This is a genomic window from Klebsiella sp. RHBSTW-00215 (assembly GCF_014103785.1).
GTDB lineage: Bacteria > Pseudomonadota > Gammaproteobacteria > Enterobacterales > Enterobacteriaceae > Klebsiella.
Genome location: NZ_JABXQS010000004.1, coordinates 13,226 through 27,144 on the forward strand (window position 1 = coordinate 13,226; position 13,919 = coordinate 27,144).

The window sequence follows — 13,919 nt, forward strand, 5'->3', positions numbered from 1 at the left end:
TCCTTCTAAATTAGACGGAGCTCTAAGCTAGCGATCCCGGGACTGGAATCACAGGCGGCAGTGACTTGACGCTTACGAATGAGTTGTTGAATTCGACCCTTAAAGGATTGCCCCCCCCAACTCTCTGCTGCCTGACTTGCTCCAGTGTTGCATCCAGTTTTGCTGACGTTCCCGCAGTTGTTACCCTCTCCCCTTTCTTCAATAACCATGTCCCCGTTTCTGGTATTTTATCGATACCATCATGCGCCATGCCTGCTAATGCTGAAGCTGAAATAGCAGCAACAAGGGGAGTAGTGATTCCTGCGGCGGCTGCCATAGCAGCAGGCGCAAGCGCAGGACCAACAAGTGGAATGGCTGCGGTTGAAGCGTAAGCAGCTATTTGTGCCTGCAATGACATAGCCTGAGCATTTGCAATCAGAGGAGCCACAGCGGAAGCTTGTGTAGTTTTTCCTACAAGTAGCTGTACCCCTTGGTAGACTAACCACTGAGCAGCAAGCTGAGTTAAGGTTTGGATGACAGTCTTACCAAACCCTTCAACCATGTTGCTAAGGGCATCGCCAGCATCTTCAGACTGCGTGGCAAGATCATATAACCCCTGTTGGAGATTACTCGTCACTCCGCTCAACGCAGTATTAGTCGTATCCGCAGCAATCTGGGTATAGTTGGTAGCCATATCAGCATAGTTTTGCCATGAAGACTCGACACCGGCCAGCCAGTTACCTCGCATTTCATCCTGAGCAGCATAGTATCCCTCCAGAGCTTCCAGCTCTTTTTTGTAACCTTCGTCCTCCAGAGTACCGCCCTGATTTTTCCATCCCTGACGTAACTGTGCTCTTTCGAGATTACGTTGACTGTCCCGATCACCCAGTCCGGCACTATTTGTCAGTGCCGCTGTTTTTTCCTGCATCTGGGTAACGTATTTTAACGAGTTATCCTGAAGCTTGTTTAAACGTTCCTGGGCGACGATCTGATCGCCGAGTTTTGCATTAACTTCAGCTTGGGCTAGAACTTTATCCTTACTGGCAAGCAAAGACTGTTCATCTTTACTCAGCGCACGCGTTTTCGATGCCTCCTCAAGTACTGAGAAATCAGCCTCAAGTTTCCAAAGTTTTTTCCGCTCAGCACTGATTGTGTCGTTCAATTCCTTATGCTGCTGCAACACTTTTAGCTCGGACATCAACTGCAGGGTTTCAGCATTTGCCTGATCAGAAGAACGATCGCCCGCTGAGACCTTGAAACCTTTTGATTTAGGCGTTTTTTTTAAGGAGGCCTCATATTCTTTTTTAGCTGCAGCCATATTAATGGCGTAATCGGCCTGAAGGATATGTCCTTCTTTCAGTGCCTTATTTAATTCATTCTGACGGGCAGTATATTTTTCAAGAGCGGTCTGCGATTTAGCATAATTTGCCTGCGCCTGGGCCGCATATTTCTGTTTATCAGATTCTGCCTCTGCTTCCTTTTCTGCCGCAGCCACGCTGGCTTTGGCAATACCAGCCTGCTGCTGCGCCATATCAAGGGCCAGACGGGCCGATTCCCGGTCGTTCCAGTAACGGGCTCTGGCTTCATCGTTCACATAACGGTCATTTTTCCTGAGATTCCATATTTCATCAGCCCGTTTAAAAGCAACTTCTGCCTTACTTGCCATCTCACCGGCGGTATCTGGCCGACCGAGATCGAGTGCAGCATCCCACATGGATTTAAACGCGCGTTTCAACGAATCAGCAGAGCGCTCAATCGTACCCATGTTATCGATTAGGCTCTGAGTCTGGGAATTAAACCCCTTCGTCGCCGCATCATTAGCCGCCTGCAGTGCGGCTGCTTCATCTCCTGAGCGCTGCAATTGAGCAACATAATCAATCTGCTCGGCCGTCACATTATGAAACTGTTGCGCCATCGCAACTAGGCCGGATGTCGGATCATTAGCCAGTTTCCCGAATGCTTCTGCAACCTTCTCAACCGGGACACCTGAGACAGCAGTAAATCTCGCTACTGACTGGCTTAATTCATCAAAACGTGCACCAGCGCCGACCCCAGCATTAATTAATGCCGTCAGGGAATCACTGGTTTGATCAAAGGTAAGTCCGGCCTGCTGGCCGGATTTTGCCAGTACCAGCATTCTGTCGGTAGTCAGGCCCGCAGAATTGCCAGATAATGTGAGCGTTTTATTGAAATCTGAAAGGGTTGACGATCCGTTATAATAGATATACCCCATCCCCGCACCTGCGGCGGTCAATGCGGTGATACCCAGCGCCAGAGGGGTTACTGATCCCAGCAAGGCACGAAAGGTCGGAACCAGACCACCAAAGGAATCCTTTACCTGCCCGCCCTGCTGCAACATGATTAGCCAGGGGCTCTGGCCACCAGCCAGCTGAGTGGCGACGTCCGTGAACTGTGCAGGCAGCATGCGCATCGCATTTTTATACTGCCCGATTGAAATACCAGCACGCTTAGCAGCGCGCTCTTGACGTGAAAAAGCTGCCGTAACCTGTGCTGAACTGTCGTTTGCTGCTCTGCCTAACCCGCTCAGTTGCTTATTGAGATGAGCAACTTCCTCATCAAATTTTGCGCTATCACCATCAATTTTAACGACCAGATCACCCACTGGCTGGGACATAGCGAACTCCTCCGGGAATGCTCTCGGCTATTGACATAAGCTGTTCGTCAGAAACGTCCTCGCTTTCTTCCCTGGCTGTTGCAAGCAAACTAAAATCAGGGGCGGAAATACCGTGTTTGTCTGGATCAGTGAAAAGACTGACGGCGAGGAAGCTTAAATTTGCGAAATGGGAATCAAGCAGATCGTCGCTGAAGCAACGCTCTTGGTAATATTCAATCCATTCGAACCATTCAGAGGAGGACATTTCCGAAAGCATGGCGCGCCAGTCAGGCCGACCAAACTCTCTGGCTAAGCGCATAGCAAAGCGACGTGAGCGGGTCAGGACTTTTCCAGATCCGGTGCATCCTCTTCTATAGTCTCTTCGGTTTCATTAATGACAGGAGGGACCATCCCTGAAAGCATACGGACCATTAAGGCCGCGCTACCCAGTAATCCTGGAGGATATTTACGCATAATTTCCGGAAAGATATCTTTCCCCTCGCGCTGCTCGTCATCTGCCTCACTCAAGGATAAAGCAACAAGCATGGCCTGATCGCGCATAGTCAATAAGGTCGCAATTTTAAAATTTTCATCAGGTGGAAGCCCATCAGTCGGTAATGATTTTCGCTCTTCAACCATGAACTCAATATATGTCATACGACTGAAGGCAGACAATTCAAAAAGATGAATATTCTCACCATCTGGGTTTAATATATCTTTCTTAAGATAAGTCATTATATTGCTCCAGCGCGGTGCCATAGCACCGCTATCGAAATACATTAAGGATTAACGGAGGAATTATCTTCAGCCAGAGACGGTTTTCCTTTATTGGTAATCTGAGCACTACGGGTAATAACTTCATTTCGTGCAATGGTTTTACCCAGACTATTTATCCAGCCAGTAAAAATATCTACTGCACCATTTGGATATTTAATCTTATAAGCTTTTTCATCGCCGCTCATGAACCAGTCAACAAGATCCTGCTGACCAGTCTCACCGGGTTTCCATGCCAGCGTGACGCTTGATTGCCCGGCTGACTTAACGCCCTGAGCAGTGGAGTCCCATTCAGGTGCATCATCATCGATATAGGAATCATCGTATGATTCTGCGGTCAGTTCGCCTGGCGTAATCTCCTTAATTTTAGCCGTCCGTGTCCAGCCTATGTCGCTGAGTGGATCTTCGTATGCGTCACCTGTGCCTGTGTAAATCCAGAAGGTTGTTCCGGCACCTTTCGTCGGGGTAGTTGGTGTTGGGGTTGCCATAAGGTCCTCACATAATATAGGTCAATGAATACTGGAGGTCAGCGGATCCCCAGGTAGCAGCCTCATCATCGCGCTGATAGTCATATCCTCCTATGCTGATGGTCTCGACAAGATTTACCAGCGCAGGAAGATCAGCCATTGCCGGATAAATACGGGTTTCCATCCATTTATCCAGTGCGCTGTCTGGTGACGTGGCTTTCAGAAAGACCTCGATATGCAAAACGGCCTCCCACTCCTCCTCGTCAATACTGCTACCTGTGGTTCTTGCATCAGTCAGATACACAGCAACTGCCGGTAACTCTTCTGGTGCGATAAATGCGGGTCGACCGTCGTACCAGGAGGTTTTCCCGGAGATCGTTGACTTCAGTTTATCCAGCACAGCTTTTCTGATTTGTGGGTGAATCATTTCGTCACCAGCCTTATCTGATTTTTGATGGCAGCCATCATTTCTTTTGGCATATCCGATTCCATCAGTTTGGGCAGTTCTTCTCTGAATGCCGTTGTCAGGGGCGTGGCGAGTGGCACTTTCACCACTTCAACAGGGTAACGGGATTTGGTGGTTCTTCTCAGAACATGCCAACGACCATTGTTAAGCTGTTGTACAAAAGCGCCAGGAAAGCTGAAATTCCCAACTTTCAGAACGCTCCCCGAACTACCGCTATCCCGCCTGCGCCGTGAAAGCTGAACCCGGACCGGCCCCAACTTTATCGCCGGAAGATTACCGCGATTTACCCGGATGGTTGCCATTGGCTTTTTAGGACTCGCCCGCTTAAGCCTGGCGCGCTGCATAACCAGTTTGCGCTTTACCTTTGTCTCTTTTGCCACCCGTGAAGAGCTCCTGCTTATTGCCCTTCCGGCTACACGGTTAATAGACTGGGAAGTCGCACGAGGTATCGCATTTTTGCTGATATTGATGAGGTTCTGTTTGAGTTCTTCCAGGCCTTTAATCGTCACCTATGTCCTCCTCAATCCAGATTTGCGGTTTGCTGTTGAAGGGTAACCAACGAGTCACGGTATAAGCCTGCCCGTTATAGGTAACCATGTCTCCACGTGCTGGCTGATAATCAACAGTAAAGATGACCAAACTAATGCCATCCCCTGCAACTTGGCCCATTTCCAGCAACAAATGACTTTCAACGGCAATATAATCATCACCATTGATAGTGACCGGCCTCCCCAGCCTGTTCGCCGTTAACGTATCCATTCTGGCAGCCAGGTTGTCAAAAGCATTAGCCATTAATCTTGACTTCCAGAACGGTTACGCCTGCAGCGGCATCCTCCCAGGCAACCCCGGCCAGTACCGCATCGGTTTCATCCAATTGAACGTTTCCGGCTTTAAGATAAACTTTCGTCCCCGCAGTCACGGCATCAGCAGGCAGCTTGGGTAACAGGAATACCCCTTCGGCAAAACCATCCCCCACATCGCCCGCCGCGATATCGGTAATCGCTACAGCAATCATGCTGCCGACAACAACCGGATCACCGCTGAGAACATCTTCACTCCCGGCGTTTTTGAGCGGGATAGTTGCGCCTGCCTGAATGTAATTCTTAGCCATAACATCTCCTTTCAGCCCCGTTCGGGGCTGAATTCAGTTATAAAAAAAGCCCTGACGGGCATTGATATTGTGATTCAGAGTTGAGAACTATTGACCACTGGATTTAACCAGACCGCGATAGTCAAGTGGAGCCACTCCAGCATCAATACGAACTTTGGTGGCGATGCCGTCGGTGGTAAACCCTTCCTGCTGATCAATATAAGGTGTATCAACGCCGTTCAGGTACGCCACTTCGATAGTGTCCGTCCCTTTGGCTGCCATCAGATACCAGGCTTTAGCATCAGCATCATCCAGACGGGCTTCAGCAATCACATCTGCAAAATTCTGGATCGGGTTGATAATTCCGGCATTGATATCCGCCCCTTTGACGCTCGCTGACTTGATCGTCTGGTTGGCCAGCGTCTCCAGTGCAACCGGCACCAGCATAAATGCCGGTCGGATGTTCAGAGATCGCTCACCTTCTTTCTGCAGGCGCATCAGCTTACGCGCATCATCCAGGCTGCCGACAGAAATCGCACCGGAAGAAAGGTTGCGGTGATCGGCATGGAATAACGCCTTACCATCGGAGAGTTTTGGGTTTTTAGTCAGAACAGCGTAAACCAGGTCGCCGATAGTCGCCTTGGCGGCCCGGCCCATTTTCATCGGAACATCGGTGAGCTGGTTCAGATCATCGTTAATGATAGCCTGGCGAGTGATAGAGAAAATTTCCCCGTAGGTGGCGAGCGCGATGGTTTCACCTTTATCGCTGGTAGTCACATACTTATACTCAGCGCCTTCACGAACCTGTCGCAGAGAAGGGAATCCCCCCATACCCACACGATGCGCTGTTTTAAAGTCGGAAAGCTGGCCTTTCTTCGTCCACTGTTCAAAGGTTTCTGCCGCTTCATCCCAGCCTTGCAGAATTGCTTTATTGGCGACATCAAGCAGGATATTGCCAAAATCAGAGGTGCTGTGCGTCAGCGCCAGCCCTACCATTTGCATCGGGTTATAGCTGGATACGCCAATACCGCGCTCAGTCAGCGCCATACGAGCATATTCACGCAGGGTCATCCCGTTGTAGACATTATCACGTTCCTGATCTTCAAATCCTGCGCGCGCCATCAATGCCTGGCGAATACCATCGGCGACAAAATTACCGTTACCTGCGTGGGTGTGCGCTGGCGTGGTTTTCGCCGATGGAGAAGCATCTTTCCCCAGCAGCGCCAGCAGTTTGTCTTTTGCCAGATCGACAGAGCAATCCATATCGGCTACACACTGCGCCTGAAGTTCGGAATGCTTACCACCAAACATCGCGAAGAGGTTGTTAATACCATTAACGCGCTCTTTTTGCTCTGCGATAACCTGGGCGCGGATTGTATTTTCGTCTGCCCCGGAAGGTTGAGTGACCGTCGGCTGCTGCCCCTGAGGTTGCTGCGGATCGCGCTGAGTGGTTGCTCGTGGCGGCGTTAACATGTTGCGCATACTTTTTGGCATCTTTTCGAAGTCCTCAATACGTTTAGACTGGATACAGGCCATCGCCTGAAGAGAAGGGGTGGTCTGGTCGGCAAAACCCATCGCGACGCATTCTTTGCCGTCCATCCAGGTTTCGTCTTCCAGCATTGCCGCTATTTCATCCGAAGATTTTCCGGTTTTCTCTGCATAAGCGGGGATAAGAACGGACTCAACCTTGTCCAGAAGTTCTGCGTAGTCACGCATATCGTTGGCATCACCACCAGCAAAGCCCCAGGGCTTATGGATCATCATCATGGTATTTTCCGGCATGATGACCGGGTTACCTACCATGGCAATGACCGAGGCCATAGACGCGGCCAGACCGTCGATGTGAACGGTGATTGACGCACCATGATGTTTAAGAGCATTAAAAATGGCGATACCATCAAAGACGTCGCCACCGGGAGAGTTGATATGAAGGTTGATATGGGTCACATCGCCCAGCGCCTTCAGGTCGTTAACAAACTGTCGGGCTGTCACCCCCCAGTAACCAATTTCGTCGTAAATGAATATTTCAGCCTGATTGTCGGCGCTGGCCTGCATACGAAACCACGAATTACTTCTTGCGCTGGCTTTCGGGCGACGGAGCGTCTGGTTCTTTGACTTCGGCACTGGTGCCTCCTTTATCGTTTGCAGGATCGGTGTCATACACCAGTCCCAGTTCGCGGTTATCATCAACTTCAGCCTTGCGACGGCGTTTGACATCATCCGGATTGCGTCCGCTGGCTCGCACCCAGTCTGATTCTGTCGCAGCACCACCACGGATTTGCGCTTTCCAGGCATTGGCCTCTTTGACTGGATCAATCCATGGCATGACCGGACCTGAATAAACGGCAGTGTAAAGCGATGCCATATCCAGCCCGCGGGGTAGCTGAATTTCGCCAGAAGCCACCGCCATTTTTAACCAGTTTCGGTACATTGGCCGGGTAATTGCGCCGATGAACCAGTCCTGGAGGATCAAATAACCATCTGTTGACTCAACCAGCTCCTGACGCTGGGCACTGTATGTCCCATCGTAGTTTCTTGCTGTACTGGAGAAGCTGAGACGCGCCCCGGCAGCGACAGCGCGCAGTTGCCCATTTCGGAATGTTTCAAGATTGGGGTTTGGTCTGTCAGATTTGATCATCCCGATATCTTCACCGGGGAGCAGATCATCATAGATAATGCCGGGTTCAATCATCACTTCGCGATTGTCTTTACTGGCGTCACCATCAAGGCTTTGCCCATCCCCTTTTTTAATGTACATCCCCAGTGCAGCTGCAATGCGTGCAGCCGTTAGCTCCGCATCCTCGTACTCTTTCAGCGCACTGAGGCGCATGAGTACACCTGAAAGGAGAGATGTACCTCGGGTCTGATGAAGACGGCGGGTAAATTTGAGATGAAGCATATTCCCGGCATCCACATCTTTTGTATCCAATTGACGGCCAGTAACAGGTAGACTTTTATAGACTAGGTACTTTTTAGGCCGCCCCCAGTTATCTACATAAACTCCCTGACAAAGTTGCTGAGACTCATCATTAGTCATCGGCACAAAATCAGCTTCAAGCGCTTCAATCCAAAAAGGAATGCCAGCCACCGGCTCAAGCCCCAGAGCAGAGCCATTGACCATCTGAGCGAAAATTTCTCCATCCCTGAGCCAGCTCCTGAGCATCAACCGCTCAAGCATCGGGCGGGTAAACTGCCCAGTAACCTCAGGGCTGACCGACCATTCAGCCCACTTAGTTCTGATTTGTTCAGCCAGTTTCTTCGCTATATTTCCGTTCTTCAGTACCGGGTGGGGCTCAACAATAACCCCTTTAGCACCAACAACCCTTTCCTCAAGCTTATCGAATACACCAATAACGAGATCGTGGTTGTTGTCCAGATAGCGCGCCTGTTCACGGAGGGATACAGCCCCCATCTGGCTTAGCTGATTAGCGGAACGGTTTTCCCTGCGGGCCTTGTGTGTTCGGGTGGGCTTAACCGCTTCATATGCCTGAATCATCGCTCTCGAACGTAACCGTGCAGCTTTCCATCCAGGGGAAAAGACGCCAATTGCATCATCTAACAGGCTCATGAAAACCTCGCGAGTTTATAACCGGGTCGCCGGTTACGCTGAGCCAGCAGGGAAGCAAGACGACGCTCCCATTCCTGACGCCCCTTGCGGATTTCGGACAGATTCTCCAGCGTCATCTGCTGTCCGTTGAATGTAACGGACTTCCCATCCAGCACAGCTATTTCCGCATCGGTATAACGCTGGATAATGGATTCAATATCGGTTTGTTTCACACCCAGCCTCCTGATGATGTGGTCCAGGGATTGTTTTCAACGTCGGGCTTATTTGCCTTCCGTTTTTTCCTGTTATGGGTCGTTTTTGCTGGTAACGTGGATGACACTTCGCCAGTTTCCGACGTGCTTTCTTCGATCCACGTTGTCCGCTTCGCCCATTCAGGCGCATCCGGCCATTTGATCTTTTCGTACCCGTGCAATATGACCAGCGCATCGGCATAAACGAGCAGGTCGAAAGCTTCGTTCGGACCTCGGCCCGGTTTGCTCCATTTTCCATCGGGTGAACGCTCCTCATAGGTCAGCTCATCGTAGAACCAGCTGCCGAGCCATTTCGGGAAATGCACATAGTTCGGGCCGGGTGATTCACGCCACAGGGCGTTATTAACCCGATCTTTCAGTGCATCGGTCTGGAGAAGGTAAAGCGGCACATCGCCAGCAGCCCTTGCCCGGCGGGTTGAGCGGTTCGTGTTATCAGGGAATGTGCTTGTGATAAGTTTTGAGCGTCGGACACTGTCACCTTTGAAGAGGTAAATCCTTTTCCCCAGCCCATTCCGCTTGCATTTACGCCAGAACTTGTACGCGTTATCGGTGACACCATCCTCGCCGCCGGAATCGACAGCCATCGCCATGAGTCGCATGTGTTTAGACGGGTCACTCGCTAAGGGCCATGCCTTTTCGAACACGTCAGACAGAAGTAAATCCCAGTCCTCCGGATAACCCGCTGGATCAATGGGGTAACATTCACCGTGCTCGTTTGCCCGTAATGACTGGCGGATGTTGTAGCGATCGACCAGCCATCGTTCACCCTGCTCACCGTAGCCAGTCACCTGAACCACGAAACGACGGGATTTACCGCCCTGCACATCGACGGTTGCAGTCATAAACAGCACGCCATCTGGTACAGAGCGCTTTGGCACGTCTTCGGCGCGTTGTTCCAGCAGTTCGCTTTTACGTTGTTCGAGACTGGCGCGGGGGAGATAAGGTCGACCAAAGTCGGTATTGACCACCGTTTTCAGCGTCTCTTCACTCTGTGTGGACTCGTATTCCTGCTCGGCAGTCAGGAATTTGTATATCATCTGCGCCCACGTCTGATATGCAGCTGCAGGCCCTTCCATCCAGAATGAAGCGATGCGTGATCGACGCGGTTCACCAAATCTGTTGCCATCACGGTCTATTTTTTCCCCGTCGCGCAACCAGACATGGCGGATATTCAGTTCACGTTTCATATCCGCCGTGATCCTGCCCTTGCATGCCGGGCACTGGAGATAAGCAGACTCACTTGCCAGAACGGGATCAGGGGAATCCCGGTAGCCGGTCATATTAGCGACTTCCGGCTGAAAGTATTCTCCGCAATGCGGACAAGGCCAGTAAAGGCGGCGGCGGTCACCGCGATTAAACAACGATAATATGCCGGTAGTCGGCGGCGCTTCATGCGCAGTAGTTGGTCGCCATTTTGTGTCGCGGATGTCCCTGCCAGGCGAACTCTCTACCAGTGTCATCCCGCTGGACATAAAGGTAGTCGTACGCTTAGAACCCAGGGAAAAGGCATCACCCTCCCCGTCAATATCCTCAGGGAAGCGGTCATAGTCAGTCAGCGCTACGCTTTTGTAGTCTGACGACGACATAATGTTTACTGACGGCCAGCCGAGTTTAAGGTAGTTCCCGGCGCGAAATGTACGGTCGTGGACGTTGTTGTCATTACGGCGCGGGCTAAGCCGTGATTTTACTTCCGGGCTGCACCGAAAAGTGCGGTCCAGGCGCTTCTTCGAGTGCTCGCGCGCTTTCTCTTCTGACACCTGAATAACCAGCATGTCGGCGGGATCACAAACAATGTTGTAGACAATCCAGCCATCAATCAGGCCGATCGTTTTGCCGGTTCGGGCTGGGCCGACAAACACCACGGCATCATATTCACGGGATGCCAGGCAATTCATCGGCTCAATAATATAAGGCGCCAGATTGGGATCCCATGGTACGGAGTTACCCGCCCCCATCGGCACACGCATATATGAACTGACCGCATCGGCCACCAGCATACGCCGCGGGGCACGTAGAATACCGGAGACATCGCGGCGGATACCCCTTGCAGATGCCCGTTTTGCCATCAGTCCTCCTCTGGCTCATCCTCCTCTGGTTCGGCGTCCATTACTTTTTGGGCGACCTGATCACGCAGGTCATCAATCACGCTTTGCACACGTGATACCGCAACCGGCGTAAGCGCACAGTCGCGTTCAAGAATGTCCGGGAGTGTTTCAAGCACCATAACAACGGCTTTCGCCATCAGTGAAAATTCTCTGGCAACGTCTTCGGCAGGAATAAGCTGCTTTGTATCAACCTCATATTTCAGTCGCTCGTTCTCAGCCTTCCAGTGCGCGAGCCTGTCTGAGGGATCCATCTCTTCGACGCTTGCCGTTGAGACCACTGGAATCATCAGCTCACTCAAAATATCAGTGACGAGATAGAGTTTGAGCTTGCTATTACTGCCTGGTGCCGGAACAACGTTTTTCAGCCTGGCGGCTACCGTCTGACGGTGTACGCCTGTGATACCAGCGAGCTGGTTGATGTTTAGTTTTAAAGCAGCGATTTCCTGGTCCATGATGGTGAACACTTTTTGTACAATTCGACATCATTGAAAACCCTACATCTGGATAATCAATAACCTGCGTACATGATGATGATGACTATGTAATTCGAAAACTAGCCGTTTTCCGCGAGTCCGCCGCCCCGTGGCAGGCTCCCTCTCCGGGAGGACCCATGAAAATGATAATTAATATCATTTACATCTAATATTTCAAATGATAATACTTACCTCAAATACTAAAAAACCCCGCCAGCAGCGAGGTTCTAAGTTAGTTTTAATGACTATTTCTTTAGTGCTTCTGCATAAGCCTGAGCACTTTTCTGCGACGACTCCATGATGTCGTCTGTCAGTGTTTGCTGTCCCCATTTGGTGACTTTGCCATTGACAAACGTTACAACCAATCGATCATTAGCTAACTGTTCATTATCAATAATTGTGTAGCCATAAAGCGTTCTATTCCAGTAAATCCAACGTTCTCGCTCCTGGTTCACATCCGTTCTACGGGGCGACCCCATGATCTGCATGACGTCGGTTTTGCTCATCCCGAGAGATAAAAGCATTGATTTCTGGTTGTAATCTATTTTCTGGACTGTTGGCGCACATGCGGTAATTGTTAAGGCTGAAACGCCAATTAATGCTGCAAAAAGTAACTTCTTCACGTCCCTATCCCCATCAGTTGTTTCAGAACAGATTAGCAAGGGAAGCAACAACATCGCAATTAAGGAATAAAATAGCCCCGAGATTGCGAGGCTGGTAGTTCAGCGGATTGAAATGCTATTTTTTAAAACTGGCAGCTTTCTCAATTTCAGTGCAGGCTTCTGTGACATAAGGATGTTCAACGAAGCGATATTCAGTGTTTCCAAGTAACAGCCCTTGCGATTGCTGAATTAAAGAATCTACATCACCACCATCATTTCTATAGGCACCTATAACCGCGATTAAAGCCTGTTCTAAAGCAATTTCTCTGTCAGTCATATAATCCTCTCCCCACTACATAATCAGCATTAAATAAACATTATCGAAGCCACTCTGTCAGTGGCTCCTGTAATGCCTACTGCCGCGCGACGTGCTCGTAACGGGAAATGGTCTTACCGTTCGCGTTCATCACATAGGCCACTTCTCCCTGCTTAAGGAACACGTTCTGGTCCATTCCTGATACCGCGATGCTCTGCTGGCTGGGGTTGAAACCAACGCTCAGGCCACAGTGGATTTCTTCGCCGCCGCCAGGCGACATCACTTTTACTGTTAACATGCTTCTTCTCCTGCTTCTGGTAATAAAAAGCCCCGCTATTGCGAGGCTATGGACTAATAACTTGATTTTGCGAAGCACGGGTAGTCAGAAAGTATCGTGGCATGCCCTATGCATAAATCCCTCCGGCAATTCCGATTACTACAGCAAGTAACAGTAAAGTGATTGCTGTTTTCGGCATTAAAACACCATAAAAGGAGAAAGCTAGCCCTACGAAAGCAACAAGCAGCACCGGCCACATATCCAATAAAAGAAAGAGATAGCCTTTGAGGGTACTGTCAATTAGCACGTCCATATCACGAATTCCTTTAAGAAAACATCACCCCAGGAATTTTATCACGAACAACTAGCGTGTTAACCGCCAATCAGCAAGCATGAATTTACCTATTATTAGTAGGTTTCGTCAGACAGTTCGCCTGCACTGATTTGTTGTGCGCCAGAATGTCGCGCTTCGTCTGTTTATCCATCACGTCTATATCGTGGTCAGTCAGGTAGATGATCCGCACCCAGCTGCACGCGGTATCAACTACCACCGGGGCGGGTAAATTGTTCGCGCAGCTCGCGATCAACATCGTCATCAGGCATATGGCTAACAGTCTGCTGTACATTGCTGGCCTCTCTGGTGGCTTTCTCTTTCCGTTCTGCTGCGGCAACGCTGGCGGCGGTGTTCGCTTCGATACGCTGCTGATTGGCTTTGGACTCTGCTTTACTGGTTCCACGTGCATGGCCAATGCCGAATGCGCCAGCGATTAAGCCAAGCAGGACGACCACCAGTCCACTGATAAATTCAAGGCTCATTGCGGCTCCTGCTGCTCATCGGCTTTTTCTTTCAGCTTTGGCTGTCTGACGTACTGAGAAAGGATGGCGAGAACTACCAGTGCGGGGCTAATCATCGCCACAACGTTGGGCGGCAGAATAC

At 50.4% G+C, this 13,919-nt stretch carries 18 protein-coding genes and 1 pseudogene; all 19 read right to left on the bottom strand.

Annotation, left to right across the window (positions count from 1 at the left end):
* Window positions 1-22 precede the first annotated feature (22 nt).
* Window positions 23-2,614 carry a phage tail length tape measure family protein gene (locus HV127_RS31255; RefSeq protein WP_228727549.1) on the bottom strand — a complete coding sequence of 864 codons (2,592 nt, stop codon included), beginning with the start codon at window positions 2,612-2,614 and terminating at the stop codon, window positions 23-25.
* Window positions 2,595-2,912: a phage tail assembly protein T gene (locus HV127_RS31260; protein ID WP_094963353.1), complete on the bottom strand. Its 318-nt coding sequence runs from the start codon at window positions 2,910-2,912 to the stop codon at window positions 2,595-2,597. The genes HV127_RS31255 and HV127_RS31260 overlap by 20 nt, the downstream gene beginning before the upstream one ends.
* A gap of 20 nt (window positions 2,913-2,932) precedes the next feature.
* Entirely contained in the window at window positions 2,933-3,328 is a 396-nt protein-coding gene (locus HV127_RS31265; protein WP_064375426.1) for a phage minor tail protein G, read from the bottom strand.
* 50 nt (window positions 3,329-3,378) lie between these two features.
* Window positions 3,379-3,855: pseudogene (locus HV127_RS31270) on the bottom strand (phage tail tube protein); the annotation flags it as partial.
* 7 nt (window positions 3,856-3,862) lie between these two features.
* Window positions 3,863-4,261, bottom strand: a complete 399-nt coding sequence (locus tag HV127_RS31275; RefSeq protein ID WP_182240968.1) for a phage minor tail U family protein — start codon at window positions 4,259-4,261, stop codon at window positions 3,863-3,865.
* Window positions 4,258-4,809 (bottom strand): phage tail protein, encoded by a 552-nt coding sequence (locus tag HV127_RS31280; RefSeq protein WP_182240970.1) that lies wholly within the window; start codon window positions 4,807-4,809, stop codon window positions 4,258-4,260. The genes HV127_RS31275 and HV127_RS31280 overlap by 4 nt, the downstream gene beginning before the upstream one ends.
* Window positions 4,799-5,092, bottom strand: coding sequence for an ATP-binding protein (locus HV127_RS31285; protein WP_064375429.1), 294 nt, complete (start codon window positions 5,090-5,092; stop codon window positions 4,799-4,801). The genes HV127_RS31280 and HV127_RS31285 overlap by 11 nt, the downstream gene beginning before the upstream one ends.
* Entirely contained in the window at window positions 5,085-5,411 is a 327-nt protein-coding gene (locus HV127_RS31290; protein WP_182240972.1) for a capsid cement protein, read from the bottom strand. The genes HV127_RS31285 and HV127_RS31290 overlap by 8 nt, the downstream gene beginning before the upstream one ends.
* Window positions 5,412-5,498: 87 nt before the next feature.
* A complete protein-coding gene (locus HV127_RS31295; protein WP_103215621.1) occupies window positions 5,499-7,514 on the bottom strand; it encodes a ClpP-like prohead protease/major capsid protein fusion protein in 2,016 nt (671 codons plus the stop codon).
* Window positions 7,459-8,958: a phage portal protein gene (locus HV127_RS31300; RefSeq protein ID WP_094963359.1), complete on the bottom strand. Its 1,500-nt coding sequence runs from the start codon at window positions 8,956-8,958 to the stop codon at window positions 7,459-7,461. The genes HV127_RS31295 and HV127_RS31300 overlap by 56 nt, the downstream gene beginning before the upstream one ends.
* The gene (locus HV127_RS31305) at window positions 8,955-9,170 is read right to left on the bottom strand and encodes a hypothetical protein (protein ID WP_094963360.1); all 216 of its coding nucleotides are present in this window, start codon (window positions 9,168-9,170) and stop codon (window positions 8,955-8,957) included. Before HV127_RS31305 ends, HV127_RS31300 begins: the two co-directional genes overlap by 4 nt.
* Window positions 9,167-11,275, bottom strand: a complete 2,109-nt coding sequence (locus HV127_RS31310) for a phage terminase large subunit family protein (protein ID WP_182240974.1) — start codon at window positions 11,273-11,275, stop codon at window positions 9,167-9,169. The genes HV127_RS31305 and HV127_RS31310 overlap by 4 nt, the downstream gene beginning before the upstream one ends.
* Window positions 11,275-11,766 (bottom strand): DUF1441 family protein, encoded by a 492-nt coding sequence (locus HV127_RS31315; protein ID WP_064375435.1) that lies wholly within the window; start codon window positions 11,764-11,766, stop codon window positions 11,275-11,277. The genes HV127_RS31310 and HV127_RS31315 overlap by 1 nt, the downstream gene beginning before the upstream one ends.
* 266 nt (window positions 11,767-12,032) lie before the next feature.
* Complete coding sequence (gene bamE, locus HV127_RS31320) at window positions 12,033-12,410, bottom strand: outer membrane protein assembly factor BamE (protein ID WP_182240976.1); 378 nt, start codon at window positions 12,408-12,410, stop codon at window positions 12,033-12,035.
* A 115-nt stretch (window positions 12,411-12,525) separates the two neighbouring features.
* Window positions 12,526-12,726: a hypothetical protein gene (locus tag HV127_RS31325; protein ID WP_182240978.1), complete on the bottom strand. Its 201-nt coding sequence runs from the start codon at window positions 12,724-12,726 to the stop codon at window positions 12,526-12,528.
* 76 nt (window positions 12,727-12,802) lie between these two features.
* Window positions 12,803-13,003 (bottom strand): hypothetical protein, encoded by a 201-nt coding sequence (locus HV127_RS31330; protein ID WP_182240980.1) that lies wholly within the window; start codon window positions 13,001-13,003, stop codon window positions 12,803-12,805.
* A gap of 106 nt (window positions 13,004-13,109) precedes the next feature.
* Window positions 13,110-13,295: a hypothetical protein gene (locus tag HV127_RS31335; protein WP_142461840.1), complete on the bottom strand. Its 186-nt coding sequence runs from the start codon at window positions 13,293-13,295 to the stop codon at window positions 13,110-13,112.
* 85 nt (window positions 13,296-13,380) lie between these two features.
* A complete protein-coding gene (locus HV127_RS31950; RefSeq protein ID WP_074168745.1) occupies window positions 13,381-13,572 on the bottom strand; it encodes a hypothetical protein in 192 nt (63 codons plus the stop codon).
* Complete coding sequence (locus HV127_RS31340) at window positions 13,523-13,798, bottom strand: hypothetical protein (RefSeq protein WP_004136193.1); 276 nt, start codon at window positions 13,796-13,798, stop codon at window positions 13,523-13,525. Before HV127_RS31340 ends, HV127_RS31950 begins: the two co-directional genes overlap by 50 nt.
* Window positions 13,799-13,919: the final 121 nt, after the last annotated feature.